This window comes from Streptomyces sp. NPDC059037, assembly GCF_042740015.1.
In the GTDB taxonomy this organism is placed as follows: domain Bacteria; phylum Actinomycetota; class Actinomycetes; order Streptomycetales; family Streptomycetaceae; genus Streptomyces.
The window spans coordinates 2,744-28,891 of sequence record NZ_JBHYIG010000099.1 but is presented as its reverse complement, the minus strand read 5'-3'; the positions used below and the strand labels follow the sequence as shown (position 1 = coordinate 28,891).

Genomic DNA, 26,148 nt, shown 5'->3' with positions numbered 1-26,148 from the left:
CTCCAGCTGGTGCTCGCCGAGTATGTGGACGCCCACATGTTCGGCCTCGGAGATCGCGGGCCAGCTGGAGGCGCCCGTACCGATGCCGAACGAGAGCATCGGGGGCTCGGCGGAGACCGAGACGAGCGAGGTGGCGGTGAAGCCGACCGGGCCCGCGGGGCCCTGGGCAGTGATCACCGCGACGCCCGCCGCGTGCTGCCGGAAGACGGAGCGCAGCAGGTCGGGTGAGGCGAGTTGGGGCGTACGGAGATCGGGCGTGGCCGTCATGGAGTTGTCCTTCTGCCGGAGGTACGAGCGGTTCCGTGGCTGCTCAGCAGCCCGGACAGCGCGCACTCGCATGACGTGCGAGGTCCAGATGGACGCGCTCGTAGAGAAGGAGCTCCGGAGGCATGGAAGAAGGCTGACGATAGGTGCCGGGTGCAGTCAAGTCCGTTCCGCGATGTGAAAGACCCCTCGTGACGCCCTGACCGTGCGTCATCACGACTCCCCTCCCCCGCACATCGCCTCACAGGGCCTTGCCGAGCGCGGCGATCACATCGGCCTTGCGCGGCTGCCCGGACCTGCGCAGCACGATGTCCCCGTGCGCGTCGAGCACCAGGACCGTCGGCGTCTTGAGGATGCGCAGTTCTCGTACGAGATCCAGTTCCGCCTCGGCGTCGATCTCCACATGGCGGACACCGGGGACCATTTCGGCCACCTCCACGAGGACGCGGCGCGTTGCCCTGCAGGGCTGGCAGAAGGCGCTGGAGAACTGCACGAGCGTGGCTCGCTCCCCCAGCCGACCGACCAGCTCGCGCACTTCGCTCTCCCGCCATTTCGCCATGATCCGACTGTCGCGGACTTCAGCGTCCGCACGCCCGAAAAGATTCCGAAAGCTTGCGAACGTGACGAGAATCTCGCCTCTGCGGGGCACGATGGGTGGCCAGCCGTCCGTTCATGGGGCACGATCTGCGCAACGCCGAAAAACCTACGGCTGCGTAACTTCCCGCCGGGAGCCCCCTCCCAAAGGCAGAAACGAAGGGCCCTCCCCACCCATGGCAGAGCTTGTCTACCGTCCGGTCGTCGGTGCCGCGAAAACGCTTTTCAAGGCATGGGACCTGAAGATCGACTGCAAGGGGTCGGAGAACATCCCTCGGACCGGCGGCGCGGTCCTTGTCAGCAACCACATCAGCTACCTGGACTTCATCTTCGACGGTCTCGCCGCCCTGCCGCAGAAGCGGCTCGTGCGCTTCATGGCCAAGGAGTCGGTGTTCCGGCACAAGATCTCCGGTCCGCTGATGCGCGGCATGAAGCACATCCCCGTCGACCGCAAGCAGGGTGAGGCGGCCTACCAGCACGCGCTCGACTCGCTGCGCGCCGGGGAGATCGTCGGAGTCTTCCCCGAGGCGACGATCTCGCAGTCGTTCACGCTGAAGTCGTTCAAGTCGGGTGCGGCACGCATGGCACAGGAGGCCGGGGTCCCGCTGATCCCGATGGCCCTGTGGGGCACCCAGCGGCTGTGGACCAAGGGCCACCCGCGCAACTTCAAGCGCAGCCACATCCCGATCACGATCCGCGTCGGCGAGCCGGTCGAGGCGCCCAAGGACCAGTTCGCGGGTGCGATCACGCGGCGCCTGCGCGAGCGCTGCCAGGAGCTCCTCGAAGCCGCGCAGCGCGCCTATCCCGTACGCCCCAAGGGCCCGGACGACACCTGGTGGATGCCGGCGCACCTCGGCGGCACCGCGCCGACTCCCGCCGAGGTGAAGGCCGCCGAGGCGAGCTGAATCGATTACTCCGGCGCGTGGACGGTCAGCCGCGCGCCGGGGCTGAACTTCTCGAGCAGTTCGGCCAGTTCGGCACCGGCCGCCTCGACTCCTGAGTCCGGCCCCATCCCCTCCAGCAGGAAGATGGCGTTGACCGACTCCTCCGTGAGGCGGGTGCGCGGGCCCTGGCGCCAGTTCCAGCGGCGGCAGGTGACGCCCTCGTCGTCGCACCAGACGACCTCGCCCGCGTCGGGATGCTCGACCGCCTGCTCCCCCGCGGCCATGGTCACGAAGTCCTCCGCGCCGGTGGCCCGTACCAGTCGCATGCCGCCCTTGATGTGGTCCAGGTCCTCGCCGCCGACCGGGATGAGATGGGCGACGCTGATCGCGTTGTAGACGTCCACCAGGGTGTTGATCCGCGGCAGCCCGCCGTCGGCGAGGGCCCGCTTGGCCAGCGCCTCGGCCGAGTTGCGGGTCCGGGACGGCTTCGCGCCGAAGGCCGTGTACGCGGCACGCCAGGCCGCCATGTGCGGGTCCTCGTGCGGGGCACGGCTGCCGAGCCGCTCGGTGAGCCGACGTGCGGCCTCGTCGAGAAGTGCCGAGGTCTCGTCGGTGCTCGGCCCGTTGGCGAGTCCGTACGCCTCGATGGCGACGTGGGTGAAGTCGGGGGCGAGGGCGCGGACTTCGTCGGTCACGGTGATCTGGAAGGTCATCGGCTGCCTTGCGTTCGGTGTGCTGCGGTGCGGCTGTGCGGCTGTGCGGCTGTGCGGCTGTGCGGCTGTGCGGCTGTTCAGAGTGCGTCGGGGAGGTTCTCCCACAGGTACGGACGGTCCGGGGCGCTCTGCAGGATGCGCAGGACCGTCGCATGCGGTGCAGCATAGAGTACTGGATAGTCCATCTCAGTGGACTCCCCTTCCGGCACAAAGGCGAGCCTCTCGGCGCCGAGCGAGAACTGGGCGTCGACGCCGGGCTTGTTCCCCCGGCAGTCCTGCCGATGCCAGGCGCCCTGGAAGCGGACGGCGACCAGGCCGTGCACGCAGTACCCGGTGCCCGCGTCGTACGCGAGGCGCTGATAGCAGAGCGCGGTGGGGATGTCCTCGGCGCGCAGCAGCGCGGCCAGCGCGTGCACCTTGGCATGACAGATGCCCGTGCCCTGCTCCAGGACGTCGGAGGCGCGCCAGGTCACGCGCAGATCGCCGCTGTCGGCGGAGTGCGGGATGGTGTCGCGCACGAACTCGAAGGCCGCGCGAGCGTATGCGTATGAATCGGCGGCCTGCCCGGCGAGACGCGCGGCGGTCTCGCGTACGACCGGATGGTGATGATCGATGACCTCGTCGGCGGCCAAGTAGGCGGACAGGTCAGGGATTTCCTGGATCAGCTGCATGATCCGGGAGCATAGGAATGCGACCGACCGCGAGTCAATGCTTTTACGGTCGATCGCATACCTATGCAACGGTCCAGAGTCTGCGAGGTACTACCTCGCCATCTCTTCCTTGAGCGCCGCGACGAACCCGTCGACGTCCTCCTCGCGGGTGTCGAAGGCACACATCCAGCGGACGTCGCCCGCCGCCTCGTCCCAGAAGTAGAAGCGGTACTGCTTCTGCAGCCGCTCGCTGACGTCGTGCGGCAGCCGTGCGAAGACCGCGTTGGCCTGCACCGGGTAGAGGATCTCCACGCCGTGCACGGCGCGCACGCCCTCGGCCAGGCGCTGCGCCATCTCGTTCGCGTGCCGGGCGTTGCGCAGCCACAGGTCCTTGGCGAGCAGGGCCTCCAACTGCACTGAGACGAAGCGCATCTTGGAGGCGAGCTGCATGGACATCTTGCGCAGATGCTTCATGTGGCTGACGGCGTCCTGGTTGATCACGACGACGGCCTCGCCGAAGAGCGCGCCGTTCTTCGTGCCGCCCAGGGACAGGATGTCCACGCCGACCGCGTTCGTGAACGTCCGCATCGGGACGTCCAACGCGGCCGCCGCGTTGGCTATCCGCGAGCCGTCGAGGTGCACCTTCATGCCCAGCTTGTGCGCGTGGTCGCAGATGGCGCGGATCTCGTCCACCGTGTAGAGCGTGCCCAGTTCGGTGTTCTGCGCGATCGAGACGACCTGCGGCATCGCGCGGTGCTCGTCGTCCCAGCCGAACGCCTGCTTGTCGATCAGCTCGGGAGTCAACTTGCCGTCGGGCGTGGGCACCGTGAGCAGCTTCAGGCCGCCCATGCGCTCGGGAGCGCCGCCCTCGTCCACGTTGATGTGCGCGGACTCGGCGCAGATCACCGCGCCCCAGCGGTCGGTGATCGCCTGAAGCGCGACGACGTTGGCACCCGTGCCGTTGAAGACCGGGAACGCCTCGGCGGTGGGGCCGAAGTGGCCGCGGATCACCTGCTGGAGGTTGGCCGTGTAGTCGTCCTCGCCGTACGCGATCTGGTGACCGCCGTTGGCAAGCGCGATGGCGGCGAGAACCTCCGGGTGGGCGCCCGCGTAGTTGTCGCTCGCGAAACCCCTTACGTCCGGGTCGTGATGACGGCGTGCGTCGGTCTTCGGAGGGTTCACAGCTTCACGCGTGTCGCGAGCGGTCACGGCTTCTCGGTCAGCCACAGGCGGTTTCCGTTCACTTCCCCGGCGGGCCGCTCCCAGACGCCGGCGATGGCCTCGGCCAGCTCCTTGACGTCCGTGAAGCCCGCGAACTTCGCGTTGGGCCGCTCCGCGCGCATCGCGTCGTGCACCAGCGCCTTGACCACCAGGATGGCAGCCGCCGACGTCAGGCCCTGCTCGGCCCCCGCCTTGCGGAAGGCGTCGCCGAGGGCGAGGGTCCAGGCCTCGGCCGCGGCCTTCGACGCCGCGTACGCCGCGTTGCCCGCCGTCGGCTTGGAGGCGCCGGCCGCGCTGATCAGGAGGTAGCGGCCGCGGTCGCTGCGCTGCAGGCCGTCCTGGAAGGCCAGGGAGGTGTGCTGCACCGTACGGATCAGGAGCTTTTCGAGCAGGTCCCAGTCGGCGAGGTCGGTCTCGGCGAAGGTGGCGCTGCCGCGCCAGCCGCCGACGAGATGCACCAGGCCGTCGATCCGCCCGAACTCCTTCTCCGTGCGCGCGGCCCACTCGCGGGTCGCGTCCAGGTCGAGGAGGTCGACCGTGTCGCCTATGACGGTGGCCCCGCCGTGCGCGTACCGCGCGGCGTCCACGGCCTCCGCCAGGCGCGCCGCGTCGGCGTCGGACGCCACGACCTTGGCTCCGGCCTCGGCCAGCCTCAGCAGCGTGGCACGGCCCGCAGGCCCTGCTGCCCCCGCGACCGCGACCACGGCTCCATCGAGTGCGGACATCGTCCTCGCCTCCTTGGTGCGGCCGCTCACGCGGCGACCTGCTCGGCGCCCGCCGCGGTGATCCCCTTGGTGGAGGCGATCACATGCTTGAGCTTCTTGGAGAGCGCCTCATAGAACATGCTGAGCGGAAACTCGTCGGGAAGCACGTCGTCGACGAGTTTCCGGGGCGGCAGCTGCGTGTCCAGGGCGTCCGGGCCCTTGGCCCAGCGCGATCCCGGGTGCGGGGCGAGGTACTGGGACACCAGGTCGTACGCGGCGAACCAGTGCACCAGCTTGGGGCGGTCGATGCCCGCGCGGTAGAGCTCCTCGATCTCGGCGCACAGCTGGTTGGTGACCTGCGGCGCACGCTCCCAGTCGATCTTGAGCTTGTTGTCCGTCCAGCGGACGACGTCGTGCTTGTGCAGGTACGCGAAGAGCAGCTGGCCGCCGAGCCCGTCGTAGTTCTTGACGCGGTCGCCGGTGACCGGGAAGCGGAACATCCGGTCGAAGAGGACGGCGTACTGCACGTCACGGGCCTGCGGGACGCCCTCGGCCTCCAGCTTCACGGCCTCCTTGAAGGCGGTGAGGTCGCAGCGCAGCTCCTCGAGGCCGTACATCCAGAACGGCTGGCGCTGCTTGATCATGAAGGGGTCGAACGGCAGGTCGCCGTGGCTGTGGGTGCGGTCGTGGACCATGTCCCACAGGACGAATGCCTGCTGGCAGCGGTCCTGGTCGCCGATCATCTCGCGGATGTCGTCGGGCAGTTCGATCCCGAGGATGTCGACGGAGGCCTCGGTGACGCGGCGGAAGCGGGCCGCCTCGCGGTCACAGAAGATGCCGCCCCAGCTGAAGCGCTCGGGGGCTTCGCGCACCGCGATGGTCTCCGGGAAGAGCACGGCCGAGTTCGTGTCGTACCCGGCGGTGAAGTCCTCGAAGGTGATGCCGCAGAACAGCGGGTTGTCGTAGCGCGTGCGCTCAAGCTCGGCCAGCCAGTCGGGCCAGACCATGCGCAGCACGACCGCTTCGAGATTGCGGTCCGGGTTGCCGTTCTGCGTGTACATGGGGAAGACCACGAGGTGCTGCAGGCCGTCCTCGCGGTGCGCCGCGGGCTGGAAGGCCAGCAGCGAGTCGAGGAAGTCCGGCACCTTGAAGCCGTCGTCCGCCCAGCGCCGCAGGTCCTTGACCAGCGCCTGGTGGTACGCGGCGTCATGCGGAAGCAGCGGGGCGAGCTGGTCGATCGCGGATATCGCGCGGTCGACGGCGAGCTCGGCCACGGACTTCGCCGGTGCGCCCTCCGCGTCGAAGTCGATCGAGCCGTCGGCGGACTGCCACGGCCGGATCTCCTCCACGGAGTCCTTGAGCATCGGCCAAGCCGGGTGCTCCACAACCCTTCCTGTGGGGCCACCCCCACTCGCGGAAGGAACAGCCCCTTCCGTCGCCTTCTGCACAAGAATTTCCGTCACTTGTCAACCTCCACGGGAGAACCTCGCGTATGGACACCGTATGCGGGCGAGGTTCTCCACCACAAGGGGAGGCTCGGGAAATTATCCTGTGTTACCCCCGACATCACCGCCGTTTTTCCTGTCCGACACCGTCAGGGCGACCGCTTCTGCCACATCCGCCAGCGCCGACCGCGCCTCCCCCAGGAGCTGCGGGAAGCCCAGGAATCCGTGGAACATCCCTGGATGGTGCCCCTCGGTCACCGCCACTCCCGCCGAGCGCAGCCGGGCCGCGTACGCCCGGCCCTCGTCGCACAGCGGATCGCAGCCCGCGGTGACGATGTGCGCGGGCGGCAGCGCGGCGAGGCCGGCCCGCAGGGGCGATGCGTAGGGATGCGTACCGTCGCCGTCCGGGCCGAGGTACTGCTCCCAGAACCAGCGCATGTGCGCGGCCGTGAGGAAGTAGCCGCTCGCGTTCGACGTGTACGAGGCGCTGTCCTGCCCCGCGTCGAGGACCGGGTAGATCAGCACCTGGAGCGCCACCGCGGGGCCCGAGCGGTCGCGCGCCATCAGGGCCGCGACGGTGGCGAGGCCGCCGCCGCTGCTGTCCCCCGCCGTCACGACCGCGCCGGGATCACCGCCGAGCCCGCCCGCCCCGGCCGCGGCCCAGCAGAGGGCGGCGTACGCGTCTTCGGCGGCCGCCGGGAAGCGGTCCTCGGGGGCGAGGCGGTACGCGACGGAGACAACGACGGCGCCGGACTCCGCGCACAGCCGGCGGGCCGTCGCGTCGTGGGTGTCGAGCCCGCAGATCGTGTAGCCCCCGCCGTGGAAGAAGACGACGGTGGGCCGGAGGCGCCCGGCCCCCTCGGGCCGGTAGACGCGCACGGGCAGGTCGGGAGCACCGGCAGGCCCCGGGACGGTGCGCTCCTCCACGGCGCCCACGGGCGGCGGGGCCTTGCCCGTGGCCGGTGTCGCGGCGAGGATGCGGCGGGCCTCGGCCGCGTCGGTGACGGTGCCGCCGAGGTCGGGGAAGGCCGCGCTCAGCGCGTCGACGAGGGGCCGCGCCTCAGGGGTGAGGCGATCACTCTCCGCGCCCACGCTCAGGCCTCCTGGGCCCGGAAGTACGGGATGACCTTCTCGCCCCACTGCCGCAGCGTCTCCATGCAGGCCTCCTGCGGGACGGTGCCCATCTGGACGAGGCACATGATCTCGTCGGCGCCCGCGTCGCGGAGCCGCTCCACGTAGGCGATGGCGTCGTCGGCCGTCCCGTAGGCGTGATCGGCGTTGAAGGTGGCCGTGGACGTGGGCCGCACCGGAATGTTGTGCTCGTGCAGCCGCGCGACGACCTGCTCGGCGGCCTCGCGCATCGCGGCCGCCTCGTCGGTCCCTTCGACCACGGCTTCGTCGGGGATGCCCGCGCCGCCGTACCAGTGCCCGATGGACTGCGCGAAGAACCGCTGCCCCCGGATGCCGACGCTCCGCGCGGTGTCCCGGTCGTCGAGCACGATCGTCGGACAGAGCACGGAGAAGTGGTCGTTGACGACGCTCGACACAAGGCGCTCATCGCCGCGGCCCGCGATCGCCGCGTCGTAGGCGGCCCGCATTTCGGCGATCGAGTCGGGCCCGGCGAAGCCCATCACCAGGGCGCCGATGCCGAGTTCGGCGGCCTGGGTCAGGGTCTCGGTCCTGCTGCAGGCGAGGAAGAGCGGGGGGTGCGGGGTCTGCTTCGGCCGGGGCAGGATCGGGTGCGGGTCGATGTCGAGCAGCTCACCGTGATGCTCCAACTCCTCGCTCTCCCAGGCCTTCCCGATGATCCGCAGCGCCTCCTCGACCTCTTGCGTCGTACGTTCCTTGTCGACGCCGCACAGCGAGGTCTCCTGCAGCGTGCCACCGCGCCCCGCCCCGAGGTCGAGCCGCCCGCCGGAGAGCAGATCGAGCATGGCGGCACGCTCGGCGACCCGCGCCGGGTGGTTGAAGTTGAACGGCATGCAGACCACGCCGTGCCCGATCCGGATGGTCCTTGTACGCGCGGCGACCCAGGTCAGGAAGATCTCCGGGGCGCTCATGTGCGCGTACCACTTGAGGGAGTGGTGCTCGACGGCCCAGATGCGGTCGAACCCCATCTGCTCGGCCAGCACGGCCTGTTCGACGCTGTCACGGAAGAGTTGGTGCTCGCGCTCGACGGTGGGGTCGGCGAGCTGTGCTTCGAATATGACGGAGAACTTCACGGTGCCTCCAGGGAGTTGGGGCGGTGCGGGGCCTCTCGTATTCCTAATAGGTATATGACTAACCGTCATATCGTGAAGGTGCAAGGGGGGGTGGGCTGGGGAGTGGTGGGGCGGGTGCGCGGGTGGCGACGCCATGATCCACTCCCATACTCCGTTCTTCGGGCGGCCGCGCCGACGCCCCCGGAGGCAGGCCACAGTGACCCCAGCGCCCGGCAGCGGAGGGGGTGCGGCGCGAGCGGCGTGCACCAGAACCTCTACATCGAGTGGCACGGCGACACCTGCCGGGTGAGGTGGTGGACCGGCGAGCACTACGCCGACGGCCGCAAGCGGTACGAGTCCAAGGGGGCTTCACCGACGAGGAAGAGGCCCTCGAATACGGCCAGGCCCAGCTCTACGAGATCCGCCACGGCCTCCATGTCAGCAAACGCGCGGGAGCAGTCCTGATGACGGACTGGCTGGACGAGTGGCTCGCCGCCCTCGACCATGCCCACCTCACGGAGAAGAGCTATCGACGTCGAGCAGCGAGCTATACGGGCTGACGCGCGAATACTGCTACCCGAACTGGCTACGGCAGGTACCGCCCACTCGTGATTCCGCCCTTCCTGGCAGACCTGCTGGAGAAGCTCCTCGCCAGCCATGACAGCCCCTGGGTGTTCCCCGGCCTCAAGGGCACCTTGTTCATGAAGTTCATCAGCGGCAAGTCCTTCATGCCGTTCGTGTACGACCGGGTGCTGCTCGGCATCGTCCTCGTACCCCGACTGTGCGCACCCAACAGACCAAGAATCACGTCGGACTTGAACGTGGTACGAAACATGACCAATTGGCCGTTCGCACAGGTAGGACACATGGTGGCCCTAGGGGGGTCAGCAAAAGGTCAGCATGAGTCCCCGGGTCAGCCTCGGGGCTCGTAGGGAAAGAGTCCCATGGCAAGCCAGACCCTCGCACTCGGTATGGGCTGCTTCTTCAAGAACTGCTCTCGCTCCAGTCCCACCCGATATCCCCACACGTACACCATCCGGTTCCGCGACGCCCTAGAGAAACAGACCAAGGAGTCAGGCTTCCAGGACCAGGACGACGCGAAGGATCACCTCATAGCGATCTACAGCGAGAAGAAGACCGTAGCTCCGACGGCACGCTCGTGATTGCCGAGTTCGCCTCAGCGGCGCGAACATCGAACGCCTGTGACGTACCAAGCTTCCTACGCTTCCAGTCAAGGACGAATCGTGGCCCCGAATTGCGCCGTCGTTCTGTACAGCGTCAGTCTTCCGGGTTGCATCATTCTGGTCGACGTCGACGTCGAGGACTGGCTCACTGCCCTCGAACTCCAGCCGCACGACTACGATTCGGACGGCACTGTCCTGTGCCAGGCCAAAGCCCCCAATCGGTGACGCCGAAGCGAAAAGCCCTACGGCAGCACGAAAGCCCACACAGCGTCCGCCCGCCACAACCGCTGTGTCGCGACCGGCTGGACTAGAAGACGCCCGCTCCGTAGGACGGCCTCCAACGGAATCTGCCGGAGATTGACTCACCCCTTGCACACCCCTGACAAATTTCCTCGGAATCGACGTTCGGGTTGCGGTCCGTGATCGAGGATCAGAAGGAAGGAAGATTCGACCAAGGCAAGAGTGAGGCCATCCGTGAACCCGTTGGCAGACTCCTCGTGGACGCCACTTCCCGTGGCCATCATCCCTCTGATGAAGGCGGAGTCACCCACTCTGGCCGGAAAGATCCTCCGAGCCATTGGAGAGGCGATAGAGGAATTCCGCGCACAGCCCGGTGATCCCGTGAGCAGACACGTCCAGCAGGGTGTCCAACTGGCGCTCCGGGAGTTTGCCGACCGATGCAGCTCCCCCTCCATCAGGGGAATGAAAGACGCGCGGGCACCTGGGCTCTGCCGGGAGCTGGGCCGTTCTCATATTCAACAGGGTCGCAGTCTCGGCAAGTTGCGGGTCGCCTTCCGCCTCGGTGCGCACATGACCTGGCGCCGGTACGTGGAGATCAGCGGTCACAGCAACACTCCGCCGGCGCAGATGTATGCGTTGGCGGAGGCCCTGTTCGCGTATGCCGACGAGCTGGTCGGCCATGCCGTCCAGGGCTACGTGGCAGAGCAGGAACGGACCATGAGCGCAGCGCAACGGCACAGGGAGAGCCTGCTGAGCGCCCTGACGGGGGCGGTGGCCCCCTCGCGGCGGACGGTGGTCGACCTGGCCCACACCGCGGGCTGGCCACTGCCCGACAGCGTGCAGGCGGTCGCGCTGACGCCCGCCAGGCGTCCCGCCCACAGCGGCACGCCACTGCCACCCGGACAGCATGTGCTCGGTGACGACGAGGGACTCCACCCCTACTGGATCCTGCCCGACCCGAAGCGGGAGGATCTCCTGGCCCTGGAACAGGTCGCCAAGGGGCGGCGCGTCGCGGTGGGGCCGCCGGTGCCTCCCCACGAGGCCGGGCTGTCCCTGCGTTCGGCACGGCAGCTCCTTGATCTCGCCGAGCGCGGGCTCGTCGCCGGCGCTCCCGTGCTCCAGTGCGCCGACCACCTGCCCAAGCTGCTTCTGACCAGGGACGACACCATCGTGCACGCCCTCGTCGAGCGCCATCTCACGCCCCTGCAGGGGTTGACGGCACGTCAGCGGGAGAGATGCGTGGAGACGCTGACCGCATGGCTGCAGCATCGGGGAAGCCCCCTCGAGATGGCGCAAGCCCTCCACATCCATCCCCAGACAGTGCGCTACCGGCTGCGTCAGATCGCGAAGCAGTTCGGTCCGGCCCTGCACGACCCGGATCTCCGCTTCGAGCTGGAGATCGCGCTGCGGGCCCACAAGATGCTCAACGGCGGACAGGACCGGCCCCCGGCCGCCCAGCGCCGCCGCTGATCATCCGGCATGCCTCGCACATCACCCACCAGACCTCGAAAGGCAACCATGCCCGCACTCCGCACGCCGCGAGTCGCTCCGACCGGCCCGTGGGCAACCCCTCGCCTGTTGGCCATAGGTGAACCCCGACTCCTGGCGGGGATCGCCCCGTACGGCTGCCTGGGCAGGGAAGCCCACACCGCGATGCACGGTCCTCTGCCGGCACCCGCCTGGGACGATCTGGTACGTCTCACCGAACGCCTCGGCCTGTGGGAGAGCGACGCGCCCTTCGCCCGGACCTTCAGGAGCGTCGCCGAGTCGGGCCCCACTCAGGGGCGAAGGCTGATACTCGTGGTCAACGGCGTCGAGGACGAGCCGAGTTGTCTCACCTCCACGGGCCTCCTGCTGCACACCCCGCATCTTGTACTCGACGGAGCGCTCCTGGCCGCCGTGGCACTCGACGCGGCGGAGATCAGGATCGACGTACTCAGGGAGGACGTCGCACGGTCGGTGCGACACGCTGCGGCCGACCTGGGCCACACCGGGATCGACGTACGGGTGGCGCGTCTGACCGACCCGGGATCCGACGAACGGGAACACGCCCCCTTCACCCTGCTCGGCAGCAGTCAGACCTACGCCCAACTGGCCGTCGGGACACAGCGACACGGTCTGCCACAGCAGGGGCCGACACCACCTCCGGAACCACCGACCGTCCTCCTGACCGTCGCAGGACACACCGTGATCGAGACGCCCAACGGCATGCCTCTGCCGTACGTGCTGCAGTCCTGCGGGGTCGACACCGGGCAAGGGGTGCTGGTCGGCGGCTATCGGGGAAGATGGCTCGCGCCCGAATGGGCGGCGTCGGTCCAGGTGTCTCCGAGACTCCTCGGCCCGCACGGTTCGGGAGCCCTGCTGCCGCTTCCTGATCGCACCTGCCCGGTGGGCGAGGCGGCCAGGGTAGCCCGGCACCTCGTGAACGCCACCGCGGCCTGGTGCAGTTCGTGCGCACACCGGGCTCGAACGGTGACTGCCGCTCTTGCCCGGATGACGGCAGCACGGCGTGGCCCCGTCCTGGCCGGGTTGCCCGCGTACGCGCACGTCGTCGCGGGCAGAGGTTCCTGTCCCCATCTGGACCAGCTCTCGGATTTCATGGCGTCCGTGCACGGCACCTTCGCCGAGGACTTCAGGTACCACGCGAGCGGCCGGGGGTGCGGGCGACCGGTCGTCGGCGCTCTCCCGTTGCCAAGCCCCGCCCCCCAGGTCCTTCCTCTCACCGGCGTTCGCCCGCGAATCGGCGGGATGGCACGAGCCGAGGCGGACCAACTGCTCGTGGACAGGACGCGATGCGAGGGACACGGCCTGTGTGCGTTGGTCGCCCCGGACCTGATCCAGCTCGGCCGGGACGGCTTCCCCGTCGCCACGGCAACCGCCGTCATCGGCCGACAGCGCAAGCGTGCCGCGCGCGCCGTGCACCGCTGCCCCTCCTTGGCGCTACGCCTGGGGTCTTGAGAACTCACGCCTCGATGCATCAACTGCCCGGTCGACCACGGGGACGGGGCCGACACCCAGGTCACCGTCGGCGCCGAGCGCGTCGCGAACGGCGGCGTGGTCACCATGGAGGACCGCGGTACGGGCATGGACCGGGTAGCCCTCGCGGAGGCCAACGCCCTCCTCGGCGAGGACCTGGAGTCCGACCGCACGGACGCCCGGCACCTCGGCCTCTTCGTCGTCAGCCGGCTGTGCCACCGCCACGGCCTCAGGGTGTCGCTCCGCCGCTCGGCATACGGCGGAGTCTGTGCCGTGGTCCTGATCCCCGAATCGCTGCTTCCCGAGCTTCCGCGGCACCGGGCGAAGACACCCTGACGACGGAAGGACTACTACCCTCGTGCGCGGAAGCGGATCTGCCGTGCCTCGGCGACCAGACGTCCGCTGCGCAGAGCGAGCTCCAACTCGAATCGGCTCTTCGGGTCACGGAGTTCAGGTCCGAAGAGCGCCTCGATCTGCCGCATGCGGTAGCGGATCGTCTGCGGGTGGACCTCCAGCGTCTGCGCTGCTCCCGTCGCTCCGCCGCACCTGAGCCAGGCGAGGAGCGTCTCGGCGAACCGCTCGGCCCGGTCGGCCGACAGACCTCGCAACGGACGCAGTCGCCGGGAGGCGAAGAACCTTGCCAGAGCCTCGTCCTGGAGCAGCAGCAGAGCAGCGAGGTGGTCTTCGACGTACATGAGACGAGTCCCGGGTCCGGAGCGCTCCGGGGCGAGGGCCAGCAACTGCCGGGCCCAGCGTAAGGAAGCCGCCACTTCCGACAGGCGCACCACCGGGCCGACGGACGCTGTCCGGCCGTGCAGTGCTCGGGCCAGCAGCGCGCGGCCGTTCTCCTCCGGGTCCGGAAGCAGCAGGACGGTTCCCTCGGGCTGCCGGCCCACCAGCGCGTCGGGCCACCATTCGAGGGCCGGCGGCGGCGCGGCCTCCTGGACGACAGCCACCGCCTGGATCACGGCCGGCGGTCGCCACTCGGCGGCCCCGACCAGCGCCTCGACGGTGTCCGGGGGGTCGACAGGACATCCCGTCAGCAGGTCGACAAGCCGTTCACGTGCGGTGGTGCGGGCAGCGTCCCGACCTCCCCGCCCTTCGATCCCGACGTACGGCTGCGGCTCTTTCATCGGCTGCACTGTTGTGTGCCTCTCCACTCTTCAGCATCGGGTGGGTGCGGTGCCCCGCCCGCAGGAAGCAGATACACATGGCAGACGGCGACAAGCGCACGTCGATCCTGCTGATTTACCAACCCGTTACGTACATCTCCCGGCAAGCCGACCGGGACACGGCACCGCTCGGCGTCCGTGGCAACGAGCCGGGCTGTACCAGTTTCACGGAGGTCAGGTGCAGTCCATGCCTGCGGGAGACGAGAAGGCGGGCCATCCCGGCCGCGCGCCGGCGGTCGTCCTCCTGCGGGACCGAACCACGGCGGTATTCCGCGACGACGACGGCTCTGTCGGAAGCGACGCCCGCGGACCGGATACTGAATGCGGCGAGCCGATCGCGCTCGGTCCAGCGGATCGCCCGCTGTACGTCCTCCTCCACGTCGTACGGGGCGTAGATCCGGCCGCCGACAGTGATCAGCCGACGCCTTGCCGAGCAGCCCCTGCGTCAGGGTTGCTCCGCTTGAACCGGAACTCCTGTGGGCGGGTGCCCATCGGCTTCGCCGACACGAGGGCGGTGCCCGCGGACAGGCTGTAGGGGGCGGAGAGCCTGCGGCCGCAGCCCCGCAGGACCAAAAGCGCGCTGGAACCGCGTCAGCGTCGACGCTCTGACCGGCTCGCCGCTGCTGATCAGGGGCCCGACTCGGCTCGACCATCAACCCGGCCGTTTCGCCGCCTGTGCCCGACGCGTACTGCAGGCAGGCCACCGAGCCCGTATAGGGAATCGGCGAGGACGACGGCAGGTGCGCAATCCATGAGCACCCTGGCGGTACGCGCCGGCTGGCGGCCGTGCGCGGGCAACGGAACGGCGATCGCTCGGACGAACAGACACGCCAGGAACGCCGTCACGTAGTCAAGACCCTGCGGAAGCATGATCGCGACGCGGTCGCCCGGTCTCACATGGGCGGACAGCTGACCGGCGGCGCAGCTGGGACCACGTCAGGGTGCGCCGCGCGCCCTCCACCCTGATGCCCGAGAACGTCACCTCGGTGAAGGCGGCGGCGATGGGCGACTGACGTGCCCGCACGTTCACCCAGTCGACGAGGCTGCGCGTGGTGTCCGTCATCGCTCTTCGCCCCTGGCGCGGAAGGCGTGCGGCGACTGGTCCTGCGGGGGCAAGTGCGGCTGCACGGCGGGGCGCTTCGAGAGGGCACGGCGGCCTGCGGTTCCTGGCACCCCGTGGCCTGCCCTCAGGTCGCGCGAGGGCGAACCGTCCCTCTCCGAAGCCGACTTCTGCAGTGCCCAGGCCCTGAGCACGAGCTCGAGCTCGAACTGGACTTCGGGATCGCGCAGCTTGGCTCCGTACAAGCTCTCAAGCTGCCGCAGCCGGTAGCGGACGGTCTGCGGATGGATCAGCAGGCGCCCGGCCACAGCCGTCACGCTGTTGCCCGACCGCAACCACGCGAGCAGGGTCTCCGCGAGCCGGTCACGACGCTGTGGGGCCAGTTTCGCCAGCGGACGCAGATGGTGCGCGGACAGCACGTCCATCAGATGCGTGTCGCGGAACAGCACGAGCGTCGCCAAGTGGTCGGAGCAGAAGACCACATCGTCCCGGGGAATGATGTGGTTGCGCGCCAGGCACCTGGCATCCGTGGCCATACGCAGCGACAACGCCCCTTCAGTCACCGGACGTTCGGGGCCGACCACCACCCCCCGCCCACTGAAGAGGCGCCTCAGCGCGGCACGGCGGCCGGGGCTCTCCGGATCGGGGATCACCAGGCAGAGGGCCCCGTCGGCCTTGCCGACCAGCACGCCGGGCGGCACGGTGGGCCGCACGTCGCTGCCGGGAGGCAACTCCTCGGTGACGGCCACAGCCAAGCGCCGCGGCACCCGCCACTGGCAGGCGTGGGCGAGGTCCTCGATCGCCTCCGAGGACGCCGGCGGGCTGGCCGTGAGCAGGGTCACGAGCCGTTCGCGCCGCAGTGCGTTCTCCTGCTTGCGGCGCACTCCGGTGCGGGTGAAGCCCGTGATGGCGGCGGCCGAGATGTCGTCGATGTGGACGAGCATGGCCTCGGCCAGGGTTGCCAGCTGCGGCCTGGGCAGCACATTGTCGTCCGTGTACTGGACCACCTTCTGCCAGGCGACGCGGGACCCCAGCCGCAGGGCCACCTGGAACACGTCCAGGGTGCGCCCCTCACTCGCCTCTCCCGCACCGATGAGCTCGTAGGTGGAGCTGACGGCGTCCGCCCCGCCGTCCGGTGAGCCCAGACGGTCGATGAAGGTCCGCAACGCCTCCTCGACACCCTTGCGGAGTGCCCTGCGGTACTTGGCGTCCGAGGGACGAACGTACTCCGGGACGCCTTCGCATATGGCGGCGACTACGTCGTTCGAGATCGCCGGCAACATGAGGGAGAATCTTTCGGAAAGCTCTGGGGGAAGGACGCAGAACGGGTCAGGATGCTTCCGCTTCATATTGCCCGCCAATTCGGTACGACCTTTCAGTTGTCGCGTTCCGCAGGCTGTTCGCACTGGAAATATGTGAGGCCGTTCGCGCCGCCCGACGGGGTGCAGACACACACGGGGGAACCCGAATTCAGGCGGCGCGAACGGTTGCCCCAAAGGTACTCAAGCATGCAGCGCAGGCCAGCCGAAAAGACTGTTCCTTTCGTCAAGCCACAATCTCCGCCTGCTCGATTTGTCGCCGGCCTCTAGGAACGGGCTTCAGCCTGCGCGGCAGCCACCAGTTGGCCCGGCCCCCGATGCTCAGGAGCGCGGGGACGAGCACGACTCGGACGATGGTCGCGTCGAGCAGCACGGCGACGGACAGCGCGAAGCCGAACTGCTTGAGTTCCGGTGACCGGGCGAGCAGGAAGCTGCCGAACACGGCGGCCATGATCGCCGATCCGGCCGTGATCTCGCGTGCGGTGTGCGCCACGCCGTGCACGACCGCGCGGGCGTTGTCACCGCTGCGGAGCCACTCCTCCTGGACGCGACGGACCAGGAACACCTCGTAGTCCATGGAAAGACCGAAGAGGAGAGCGAACAACGCCACGGGGAGATATGCCTGCAGTGTGCCGCTCGGGCGGAATCCGACCAGCTCGGCCCCGTGCCCGAATTGAAAGACCAGAGCGGTCAGACCCAATGCGGCGGCGGTGGCGAGGAGGTTGAGCAGCACAGCTTTGAGCGGCAGCAGCAGGCTGCGGAAGATGACGAGCAGATAACCGAGGGAGAGCACACAGATGATCGCCGCGACCACCGGCAGCTTCGTGCTGGTCTCGGCCGACAGATCGACGTACTCGGCGGTGAGCCCTCCCACATACAGCCTCGTGGATGTGCCCGAGAAGGCGGCCGGCGCCAACTCGCCCCGGATGCGGTCGACCAGGGCACGTGTCGCGGGCGAGTCGACCTCCTGCGCGGAGACGACGCTCAGGTGTGCGCACCGTCCGTCGGAGCTCACGTCGACCGTGCGCTCGGCGGTGCCGGGCGCACGCTTCTTGTTCGCGGCGACGGTCACCTCAGCGACCGTGTCATCCGCGCGCAGCGATGTCTTGAGCCTCTCAAAGGAGCGCAGTTGCCGCGGGCCGAGAGGGCCGTCCCGCGCGCAGCCGATGAGGTTGAGCGGGGCGACCGAACCCGGGGCGAAGGACTGCGAGATGATCCGCTGTCCTCGGCCCGAGGGTGCGTCGCCAAGGGTCTCGGTGCCGAGGTCGAAGCCGAGCCGTATCACCGAGGCCGGTACGGCGATGAGGCCGAGCAGCATCAACGCCGGCAGGCCGACCTGGAACGGGCGGCGCTGGACGAAGCGCGCCCAGGCCGCCCAGCGACCGGATGTGTCCCGATGCCGTACGCCGGGTCGCGCACTTCTGCGGCGCGGCAGCTTGCCCGCGTTGATCCGCGTACCGAGTGCGGCGAGGAGGGCGGGCAGCAGGGTGAGGGCCGCCAGCACGCAGCAGGCCACGACCAGTCCGGCGGCGATCGCGATCTCCAGGAACAGGTGGCCGTCGAGGATCGCCATCGAGCCCAGGGCGACGATCACGATGAGCCCTGAGGCCGCGACGGTCCCTCCCGACGTACGCAAGGCGGCCCCGACCGATTCCTCGATCGCCTCAGTGCGCGGCATGCCCGTGCCGGGTCCGGTACGCCGGGCCAGTTCTTCCCGGAAGCGGCTGACGACGAACAGTGCGTAGTCGATCCCCACACCGCCGCCGATCATGGTGCAGATGACGGTCACGAACGTGTCCAGGCGCAGCGCAACGGCGAACACGGCGAGGATCCCCAGGCAGACCAGAACGGCCGCGAACGCGAGGACGACGGGCAGTACGCCCGCGGTCAGGGAACCGAGTGCCAGCACGAGAACGACGAGCGCGATGGGAACACCGATGCCTTCGGCGACGTGCTGGTCGTGCAACTGCACACGGGAGAGGTCGTTGCTCAGCGGGGAGGAGCCGACGACATACGCTTCCACCGCCGCCCCGGACGACTGCCGGCGCACCTTCCGCTGGAGCTCCGCGGCGAGGCGGGCACGTGCCGCGGCGTCGCCCCGGAGGGCGACCACGGCGACGGCGGCCCGCTTGTCGGCGGAGATCCGGCCGCGCTCATGTGGGTCGTAAGGGCTGGACACCCCGACGACTCCCGGTTCCCCGGCCACTTCTTCGAGGACCTCAAAGACGTGCCGCCGATAGGCTTCCGCGGCCGCCTGATGGCGCTGCGACCGGAACACCACTACGTCCTGTTCCGCACCGAGGGCCGGGAAGTGACGCGCGGTCAGCTGCGTCGCGCGTGCCGAGTCGGAGCCGCGCACGGTGTGGTCCGGCGCTCCCAGCCTCGCCTGGAGCAGCGGATAGGCCGCGCCCGCGGCGATGACCAGGAGCAGCCAGACCACGAGGACGCGGGACCGGCGGCGGGCGACCACGATGCCCCAGCGGCTCAGCGCGGGGCCGTGCGCGGGGGCGAGCCTCCTGGCGTGTCGTCCTCGTGGTCTGACGTGGCGATCTGTGGACGTCACGCACTGCTCCGCTGAGGCGATCCGCCCAGCCGCAGGACCTGGTCCAGGGCGGCGGCGAGGCCGCCCAGCTGACGCCGTGCCTGGTCGTACTTCTTCTTGCCGCTCGTGGTGCGCGGGATGGTGCGCTTGCGCGTGAACAGCAGGGAATCCAGGGGCAGGTCGAGCTCCTTGAAGGCCGTCATCTGTTCATGGCTGAGACAGGCCGTACCGGAGTAGTTCTCGACGAGTGCCACGATGGCGCTGCCGGGGTCGTGGATGTCGGTGTCGAGCACCAAGATCTCGTGGGGCGAATGGGCGAGGAGGTGGGCGACCCGCTCTTCGAGCAGCGAGGCGAGATAGTTGCGCCCGTTACGGATGATGACGTGCTTGCGGCGCTCCAGGATGTATAGCTCTCCCTTGTGGAAGAGGCCGAGGTCCCCCGTTCGGTGCCGCCCTTCGGGGAAGGGGACGGGCCGGTGCGTCACAGGGTCGAGATAGCCGGCGGACACGCTGGGACCGCGTACTGCGACTTCGCCAAGGACCCCGTCCCCGGTGAGCTGGTTGCCGTCGTCATCGGTGACGACGACCTCGATTCCCGGCAGCGGGGGGCCCACGGAGAGCACGGGGGTCGCGCCCAGGTTCGGCCCGTTCGGCAGGTCCGGGGCAGCGCCGGAGCCGAGTATCTCCTGGCCCAAGATGCGGACGGGGCGTCCCGTCGCGGTGTGAGCGACATCCACGAAGAGGCAGCGCGTCGGGCTCTCCGGCGGCACCATGGTGGCTCCCAGCGTCGTCTCCGCCATGCCGTAGCAGGGGACGACCCTCCCGGGACGCAGGCCGTAGTCCCGGAAGCGCTCCTGGAAGCCGGATATGGTGGCGGGCCGGATCGGCTCGGCGCCGACCGCTGCGCGGGTGAGGGCCGAGAGGTCGCAGCCGGCGATCTCCTGGTCGCGGATCCTCCGCCAGGCATAGTCGTAGCCGAAGTTGGGCGCGGCGGTGATCGAGCAGCGGTGGTCGCTGAGGGCGTTGATCCAGCGGTGCGGACGCATGATGAAGTCGGTGGGCTTCATCAGGTACAGCGGCCAGCCGAAGGCGAAGCTCAGGAGCGCCGTGCCGACCAGACCCATGTCGTGGTAGAGCGGCAGCCAGGAGCCCATCCTCGCCTCGTCTCCCGCGCCGAGACCGGCACGCAGGGAGGCCATGTTGGCGCAGGCGTTCGCATGGGTGATGGCGACGAGCCTGCTGTCCCCCGTGGATCCGCTGGTCATCTGGAGAAAGGCGAGCCGGTCGCCGCCCGGGCTCCGGTTTCCGCCGAGGCTTTCAGCGTGCGCCGTCCCGTACGCGGAGGGGTCGGTAGGCAGGGAGAGGACGGGAACGCCGGAGGGCAAGGCGCCGTCCGGAACCATGCCTTCCTCCACGGCCAGCACACACGAGCCCGCGAAACGGTCGGTCATGCGCCGCATCCGGTCCTGGAAGGCGGGCATGCCCCCGGCCGCCGCGGGCCCCGGAAGCACGAGCGGCGGCCGTCCGGTCGACAGGCCCGCGAAGAAGGCGAGCAGCGTGACCATCGGGTCGTTCGCCGCGATGACCAACGCTCCGGGGTCCCCCTGGGCGGTCTCCGGTAACTCTCCCCCGAGCCAGGCGCCCTTGAGTAGGAACTCCTCGTACGGCACCGCCACATCCGGGCTCCCGTACCTCAGGAACCGCACGCCTGGGCCGTCTCCTTGACGGCGGGCCGCTGCGTGGATACGGGTCAGAAGGTTCGGCTGCGTCACGAGGCGGACTTCCCCTCGGTCTTCGACCGTCGCTGCACGAGGTCGACGAGGTGGCGCATGGACGTCGACGTCAACACGTCGGCGTCGCTGACGGCGACAAGGAAGCGGTCCTCGATGAGGGTCAGCAGACGCACCGCGGTGAGCGAGGTGAATCCGTACGCGTTGAGCGGGGTGTCGTCGAGCCGGAGAGCCGCGGGATCGATCCGCTCGTCCACCTGGTGGGCGAGCTCGGCGATCACGGAGAACACCTGCGCGTCGTCTGTCGATTTCATCGAAGTTCCTTTGCCGTAGCGGTCCTGTCGTGGAACACGAACTTCAGGAGGGCGGTGGTGACGCCGGCCGACGCGGCCATGAGGACCACACGGTCACCATTGAGAAGTCGGCCGCTCTTCATCGCCTGCGACATGCCGAGGGGGATGGACGCCGCCGCCGTGTTCGCATTCCTGTGGTGGTCGAAGTGAAAGCGGTCCGAGTCGATGCCGCATGCCTCGAGTACGTACTCGCTCATGCCGTCGCTGGCCGAATGCCCGAAGACCCGGTCGGCCTTGAAGCGCTCGAACTGCGGCCGCTCGCGGTAATGTTCGATGATTCGCTCGGTGCCGAACTCCATCAGGCGAAGCCCGAACGAGACGAACCTCATCGGCGCCACCCCGCCGGGGACGTCGACTTCCTTTCCGAAGTAGCTGTCGAAACCCTCCAGCGGAACGAAGCAGAGACTGCGCTTGGCTCCCCAGGTCCGGAAGTCGGCTTCGTACACGTCAAGGTTGTTCTCGGCGGTGACGATCGCCGCGGTCGCTGCCTCCCCGAGGGTGATCGCGGGGTGCCAGTGGGGGAACTCCCCCACCGAGCGCAGTTCGTGGCGCTGTCCGTCGCCCCCGCCGAACTCGGCGTTCACGATCAAGATGTTCCGATAGGCCCCCACGGCGAGGTAGGTACGTGCCACGTCAAGGGCGCGCAGCCAGCTGGCGCAGGCATCCAGGACGTCGAACGCGGTGGCGTTCCGCAGCCCCAGAAGGTCCTGAAAGGTGACGGCTGTGGCTGGCTCAAGGACGCCTCGGCCGATTCCTGCGTACAGCACCAGGTCGATGTCTTCGGGCCGCAGCCCCGCGACGGCAATCGCCCGCTCGCCCGCCCGGCGAGTGAGGCCGGCTGCCGTCTCGCCCTCGGCACGGCAGTGCCGCACCCGCGTCCCTGCCGACTCGAAGCAGTTCTGCATCAACTCCGCCACGAGGTCGAGCTCTCCGGACGTCAGGTGCCGGGAACTGGCACGCAGGACCCGTTCCACGAGTTCGTCATTGGTGACTTTCCGCGACGGCAACTCGTGCTCGATCGCCAGGAACTTCATCGCATTCCCTTCTCGGATTGGGGCAACTGGGGCTTCGGGTAACGCATGTTCTTCGGCTAGAAAGTGAAGAATCCGTCGCCGGTCATCTCCTTGAGGCTGTACGTGAATGCCTGCACCACGTGCTGCAGATCGGCGTCCGTGTGAGCGGCGCTGAGCAGCATGGTGTGCAGTTCGGGGAGGTAGACGCCGCACTTGCGCATGTAGTACGAGAGCGCCAGGTTGGCCTTGAAATTCGATCCGGTGAGCCGGTCCCGCACGAGTCGGGGGGCCGCATGGTCGAAGGTGAGGGAAAAGATGGAGTGCGAGCCCTTCACCCGGCATTCGATGCCCTGATCGGCGGCGCGCTCCGCCAGCTGACGCGACAGCCACTCCGTCTTGACCCGCAAGTCCCGGTAGATCTCCGGATTCGAGCGCAAATGCTCGAGGACCGCCGCTCCCGCCGCCGAGGTGACCGAGTTTCCGCTCATGGTGCCGCCCACGAAGGCGCGGCTGTCGAGATCGATGAAAGGGTCCCCCGACGTTCCGGCGACATCGACGACGTCGAACCGTCCCACGACGGCGCCGCAGGGGAGCCCGCCGCCGATCACCTTGCCGAGGCACGTGAGGTCCGGCCGCACACCGGCGAGATGCTGCGCACCGCCGTAGTGCACACGGAAGCCGGTGACCACCTCGTCATAGATGACCAGGACACCGGAGCGGGAACAGACGTCCCGCAACTGCTCGAGGAAGGCACGGTCGAACGCCGCGAGGGCCACCGGCATCGGTTCGAGCACGATGCACGCCAACTCGTCGGCGTGGGCCTTGATCCGGTCGATCGAAGCCGGGTCGCCGTACTGGAGGACGAGGGTGTCGTCGACCACCTGGCGCTGGATTCCCGCGGAGTTGGCGATCGGCCGCGGGCTGTGCGGGTCTCCGCTGTAGCGGAAGAGCGAACTGACCAGGCTCTGGTCCGAGAAGCCGTGGTAATGGCCCTCGAACTTGGCGACGCGCTGCCGTCCGGTGTGCGCTCGCGCCAGGCGCAGCGCCATCTGGACCGCCTCGGTCCCGGAGTTGCTGAGGATGACCTTGACTCCGGGGCCGAACGCCTCGGCGATCGCGTGTGCCAGACGGAGCTCGGCGGGGTTTCCCAGAGCGTTGACGGCCCCTTTCGCCACCGCCTCCTGGATGGCCAGGGACAGAACGGGGTGGGCGTATCCCAGGATGTGGGGGCCGTACCCGCAGGACAGATCCACGTATTCGTTCCCGTCGATGTCCCACAGGCGCGAACCCGATGCCTGCTCGACGACGAGGGGAAAGGCGCTCGGCAGGACGTAGCGGTCCAGATGGGTCGGCGCGACGAGATAGCCCGATGCCTGGTTCCGCGCCTCGATGCAGCGAGGGCTGCGGCCGCCGATCTCCCGCTCGAAGCGCTTGCGCACCTCCTCGCTCAGGTAGGGGGAGAACATGTCGGTGAACCGCTGGGCGTTGCGCCACAAATCGATTTCGGGATCGGTCTGGGAAATGAACCCCTCGCCGGTGAGCATCGAGAGAGCGAGGAGCGAGAACCGCGTGGACACCCGGGCCCCGGCCCGGTACAGCAACCGTGTCGCCTCGTCGAAGAACGCCATGGTGGACCACTGGGAGGTCTCCTCCTCGAAGTGCCGGCGCAGGATCTCCGCCAACTCACCCCTGTGCTGCGGCGCGTGCTCCCGGAACAGCTCCGGCCGCACGACGAATGTCTCGATGAATCGCTCCACCGCCAGATTCCACTGGCCGCGGATGCAGGCGTAGTAGAAGGCCGAGAGGTTCCATTTGTCATCCGCAGAGAGCCGGCCGACGAGGCCGAAGTCGAGCAGTACGATCCGTCCGTCCGGGACGAACATGATGTTTCCCGGATGAGGGTCGACATGAAAGAGACCGTGGAAGAACACCATGCTGTAGAAGGAGTCCTGAAGCCTGCGCGCCAGATCGGCCCGGGAATACGTGATGCACTGGACGTCGTGGCCTTGTGTTCCTGCCACGAACTCCATGATCAGAACGTCCTGCGTGCACAGGTGGGTGTACGGCCGGGGCACGCCGAGGAACGGATGGCCCTCGAAGTTCCGCGCGATCTCGCTCTGTGATCGGGCCTCCTGCCGCATGTCGCACTGGCCGGTCAGCAGCGGCCTGAGCTCGGCGAAGTGGCCGGGCAGGTTGTACTTCCGCAGCCGGGGAACCAGCGCGTGTGCCGTGATGAGCAGCCCTTCGAGGATCCGCGAGCTGGCCAGGAGGCGCTGCCGCACCCCGCTTTTGACCACCTTGACCGCCACGTCGGTGCCGTCGCGGAGCACGGCTCGGTGCACCTGCGCGACGGAACCCACCGCCAGTGGCGTCCTCTGGAAGAGCGTGAACATCTGGTCCTGGGAGACGGGAAGGCTGCGCTCCAGCGTCTCGCGCAGGTCGCGCCGGCTCATGGGCGGGAGATCCGAGAAGAAGGACCGAAATTCCTCTGTGGCACCTTGTGAAAGAAGCCCGGATTGGGTCCCCAAAATCTGCCCGGCCTTCATGTAGAGCGGCCCCATGCGAAGCAGGAAGTCACGCAGGAGAATCGCAATGCGCACCCTGGCCGTCATGCGGTCACTCTTGAGTGAGGAACGGATTCCGGCCCACCTCGCGACGAAATACATGGTCCACCACAGGATCCGGCCGGCCTCAAGTAGAGACGCCCCGGCAAGGCGCAGCCGCACCACCATATGTTTCTCCTTGTCAAGGGAAATTCCGTGGATGCGATGCAGGCTTGCACCGCTACCGGGGGTGCGCAATGTGATCCCGGAAATACCACCGGTCGATGACAACAGAGATATTCACAACTTGTGTTCCGGTGACAACCCGTCGACTTTCATTGGACAAAGGGGTTCGCGCCTGCTGTCCTGCTGTCGCCATGAGCACACGCAGCGAGAATCGAAGCGAGTGAGGACATGACGACGACCCCATGGCCACCGGCCCTGGACCAGGCGTTCCGCCTGCTGACGGATCAGCGAAGCGTTCCCTGTGTGACCGGCGGATATCTCGACCTGGCCGACGGCAGGGTGCCGGCATCGACGGGCTTCGCCCAGGCCCTCATGAGGACCCGGGCCCTGCCCGTGATCTACGAAGACTGGTGGCGGCCCTTCCTCGGCTGGGTGTTCAAGGGCGGCCCGTCCGGGCCTGACATGACCGAGGAACACCACATGGCGCGGCGCCTGCTGGGTGTGCGGCCCGGAAGCACGGTGCTCGACGTGGGCTGCGGACCGGGGAACTTCACGCGTGAATTCGGCCGGGGGGCGGGAGCGGACGGCCTCGCCGTGGGTCTGGACTCCTCCCCCAGCATGCTGGCGAAGGCCGTCCGTGAGACGCACCGCGGCAATGTGGCCTACACCTGCGCCGACGCCACCGCGCTGCCCTTCCGTGACGGGTCCTTCGACGCGGTGTGCTGCTTCGCGGCGCTCAACATGTTCGCCGAGCCCTTCGTCGCACTCGACGACATGATCAGGGTCCTGGCTCCCGGCGGTCGGATCGCACTGCTGACGAGCTGCCGGCCTGCCGGAACGCTCGGAAGGGTGGCGGGAGAGCTCATGACCCGAGGCTCCGGAATGCACATGTTCGGCCCCCACGAGCTCGTCGGGGCGCTTCGGGCCAGGGGCCTTACCGACGTCGACCAGCGCATCGCCGGTCTCACCCAGTTCGTGTGGGGGCGGCAGAGCCGCGATACGTGCCGGGAACCCTTTGCGGCGTGAGCGGTTCCTCGGCATGTGCGGCCCCGGGGGGGGGGGAGTGACGGGGGGTTGGGGGGGGGGGCGGGGGGGGATGAAGGTCGAGACCACACAACCCGTCAGGCACAAACACACACAACAAGGGCATAGCA

At 68.6% G+C, this 26,148-nt stretch carries 25 protein-coding genes; 8 read left to right on the top strand and 17 right to left on the bottom strand.

What is annotated here, in order from left to right; genetic code table 11:
- Both ACFWY6_RS21350 and ACFWY6_RS21345 read right to left on the bottom strand, forming a co-directional pair.
- On the bottom strand, positions 1-267 hold a 267-nt coding region (locus ACFWY6_RS21350; protein ID WP_384692606.1), incomplete at its 3' end, for a flavin reductase family protein.
- A gap of 238 nt (positions 268-505) precedes the next feature.
- Complete coding sequence (locus ACFWY6_RS21345; protein ID WP_384692603.1) at positions 506-823, bottom strand: thioredoxin family protein; 318 nt, start codon at positions 821-823, stop codon at positions 506-508.
- Between the two features lie 211 nt (positions 824-1,034).
- Here ACFWY6_RS21345 and ACFWY6_RS21340 point away from each other — a divergent pair, with 211 nt between their 5' ends.
- Entirely contained in the window at positions 1,035-1,763 is a 729-nt protein-coding gene (locus ACFWY6_RS21340) for a lysophospholipid acyltransferase family protein (protein ID WP_266869429.1), read from the top strand.
- A gap of 5 nt (positions 1,764-1,768) precedes the next feature.
- On the opposite strand, the gene ACFWY6_RS21335 is transcribed toward ACFWY6_RS21340, so the two are convergent.
- The 7 genes from ACFWY6_RS21335 to ACFWY6_RS21305 all read right to left on the bottom strand — a co-directional run bounded on the left by ACFWY6_RS21335 (position 1,769) and on the right by ACFWY6_RS21305 (position 8,697).
- Positions 1,769-2,455 carry a B3/4 domain-containing protein gene (locus ACFWY6_RS21335; RefSeq protein ID WP_384692600.1) on the bottom strand — a complete coding sequence of 229 codons (687 nt, stop codon included), beginning with the start codon at positions 2,453-2,455 and terminating at the stop codon, positions 1,769-1,771.
- A gap of 77 nt (positions 2,456-2,532) precedes the next feature.
- Positions 2,533-3,126 (bottom strand): transglutaminase family protein, encoded by a 594-nt coding sequence (locus ACFWY6_RS21330; protein WP_384692597.1) that lies wholly within the window; start codon positions 3,124-3,126, stop codon positions 2,533-2,535.
- 90 nt (positions 3,127-3,216) lie between these two features.
- A complete protein-coding gene (locus ACFWY6_RS21325) occupies positions 3,217-4,287 on the bottom strand; it encodes a low specificity L-threonine aldolase (RefSeq protein ID WP_360771040.1) in 1,071 nt (356 codons plus the stop codon).
- Between the two features lie 23 nt (positions 4,288-4,310).
- A complete protein-coding gene (locus tag ACFWY6_RS21320) occupies positions 4,311-5,051 on the bottom strand; it encodes an SDR family NAD(P)-dependent oxidoreductase (protein WP_384692595.1) in 741 nt (246 codons plus the stop codon).
- 26 nt (positions 5,052-5,077) lie between these two features.
- Positions 5,078-6,493, bottom strand: a complete 1,416-nt coding sequence (locus ACFWY6_RS21315) for a DUF6421 family protein (RefSeq protein ID WP_361826203.1) — start codon at positions 6,491-6,493, stop codon at positions 5,078-5,080.
- Between the two features lie 81 nt (positions 6,494-6,574).
- The gene (locus ACFWY6_RS21310) at positions 6,575-7,567 is read right to left on the bottom strand and encodes an alpha/beta hydrolase fold domain-containing protein (RefSeq protein ID WP_384692592.1); all 993 of its coding nucleotides are present in this window, start codon (positions 7,565-7,567) and stop codon (positions 6,575-6,577) included.
- A gap of 2 nt (positions 7,568-7,569) precedes the next feature.
- On the bottom strand, positions 7,570-8,697 hold the full coding sequence (locus ACFWY6_RS21305; protein WP_384692591.1) for an LLM class flavin-dependent oxidoreductase: 1,128 nt from the start codon (positions 8,695-8,697) through the stop codon (positions 7,570-7,572).
- Positions 8,698-8,990: 293 nt separating this feature from the next.
- Between ACFWY6_RS21305 and ACFWY6_RS21300 the strand changes: the two genes are divergently transcribed.
- The 6 genes from ACFWY6_RS21300 (at position 8,991) to ACFWY6_RS21275 (ending at position 13,412) form a co-directional block, all read left to right on the top strand.
- Positions 8,991-9,236: a hypothetical protein gene (locus ACFWY6_RS21300; RefSeq protein WP_384692588.1), complete on the top strand. Its 246-nt coding sequence runs from the start codon at positions 8,991-8,993 to the stop codon at positions 9,234-9,236.
- 48 nt (positions 9,237-9,284) lie between these two features.
- Positions 9,285-9,608 (top strand): hypothetical protein, encoded by a 324-nt coding sequence (locus tag ACFWY6_RS21295; RefSeq protein WP_384692584.1) that lies wholly within the window; start codon positions 9,285-9,287, stop codon positions 9,606-9,608.
- A 12-nt stretch (positions 9,609-9,620) separates the two neighbouring features.
- On the top strand, positions 9,621-9,839 hold the full coding sequence (locus ACFWY6_RS21290; RefSeq protein WP_384692581.1) for a hypothetical protein: 219 nt from the start codon (positions 9,621-9,623) through the stop codon (positions 9,837-9,839).
- 831 nt (positions 9,840-10,670) lie between these two features.
- Entirely contained in the window at positions 10,671-11,570 is a 900-nt protein-coding gene (locus ACFWY6_RS21285; protein WP_384692578.1) for a PucR family transcriptional regulator, read from the top strand.
- A 183-nt stretch (positions 11,571-11,753) separates the two neighbouring features.
- Complete coding sequence (locus ACFWY6_RS21280; protein ID WP_384692575.1) at positions 11,754-13,058, top strand: ferredoxin; 1,305 nt, start codon at positions 11,754-11,756, stop codon at positions 13,056-13,058.
- An 18-nt stretch (positions 13,059-13,076) separates the two neighbouring features.
- A complete protein-coding gene (locus ACFWY6_RS21275; protein WP_384692616.1) occupies positions 13,077-13,412 on the top strand; it encodes an ATP-binding protein in 336 nt (111 codons plus the stop codon).
- A 14-nt stretch (positions 13,413-13,426) separates the two neighbouring features.
- Here ACFWY6_RS21275 and ACFWY6_RS21270 read toward each other — a convergent pair whose 3' ends face one another.
- The 8 genes from ACFWY6_RS21270 to ACFWY6_RS21235 all read right to left on the bottom strand — a co-directional run bounded on the left by ACFWY6_RS21270 (position 13,427) and on the right by ACFWY6_RS21235 (position 24,811).
- Complete coding sequence (locus tag ACFWY6_RS21270) at positions 13,427-14,209, bottom strand: PucR family transcriptional regulator (protein WP_384692572.1); 783 nt, start codon at positions 14,207-14,209, stop codon at positions 13,427-13,429.
- Positions 14,210-14,875: 666 nt separating this feature from the next.
- The gene (locus tag ACFWY6_RS21265; protein WP_384692613.1) at positions 14,876-15,157 is read right to left on the bottom strand and encodes an AMP-binding protein; all 282 of its coding nucleotides are present in this window, start codon (positions 15,155-15,157) and stop codon (positions 14,876-14,878) included.
- 150 nt (positions 15,158-15,307) lie between these two features.
- Positions 15,308-16,591 (bottom strand): PucR family transcriptional regulator, encoded by a 1,284-nt coding sequence (locus ACFWY6_RS21260; protein ID WP_384692569.1) that lies wholly within the window; start codon positions 16,589-16,591, stop codon positions 15,308-15,310.
- A 262-nt stretch (positions 16,592-16,853) separates the two neighbouring features.
- A complete protein-coding gene (locus tag ACFWY6_RS21255; protein WP_384692566.1) occupies positions 16,854-19,190 on the bottom strand; it encodes an MMPL family transporter in 2,337 nt (778 codons plus the stop codon).
- Complete coding sequence (locus ACFWY6_RS21250; RefSeq protein WP_384692565.1) at positions 19,187-20,875, bottom strand: AMP-binding protein; 1,689 nt, start codon at positions 20,873-20,875, stop codon at positions 19,187-19,189. The genes ACFWY6_RS21255 and ACFWY6_RS21250 overlap by 4 nt, the downstream gene beginning before the upstream one ends.
- A 62-nt stretch (positions 20,876-20,937) precedes the next feature.
- Positions 20,938-21,213 carry an acyl carrier protein gene (locus ACFWY6_RS21245; protein WP_384692562.1) on the bottom strand — a complete coding sequence of 92 codons (276 nt, stop codon included), beginning with the start codon at positions 21,211-21,213 and terminating at the stop codon, positions 20,938-20,940.
- Positions 21,210-22,286: a 3-oxoacyl-ACP synthase III family protein gene (locus tag ACFWY6_RS21240; RefSeq protein ID WP_384692559.1), complete on the bottom strand. Its 1,077-nt coding sequence runs from the start codon at positions 22,284-22,286 to the stop codon at positions 21,210-21,212. The genes ACFWY6_RS21245 and ACFWY6_RS21240 overlap by 4 nt, the downstream gene beginning before the upstream one ends.
- 56 nt (positions 22,287-22,342) lie before the next feature.
- Positions 22,343-24,811, bottom strand: coding sequence for an aminotransferase class III-fold pyridoxal phosphate-dependent enzyme (locus ACFWY6_RS21235; RefSeq protein WP_384692611.1), 2,469 nt, complete (start codon positions 24,809-24,811; stop codon positions 22,343-22,345).
- 411 nt (positions 24,812-25,222) lie between these two features.
- On the opposite strand from ACFWY6_RS21235, the gene ACFWY6_RS21230 reads away from it, so the two are divergent.
- Positions 25,223-26,020: a methyltransferase domain-containing protein gene (locus tag ACFWY6_RS21230; RefSeq protein WP_384692557.1), complete on the top strand. Its 798-nt coding sequence runs from the start codon at positions 25,223-25,225 to the stop codon at positions 26,018-26,020.
- Positions 26,021-26,148 lie beyond the last annotated feature (128 nt).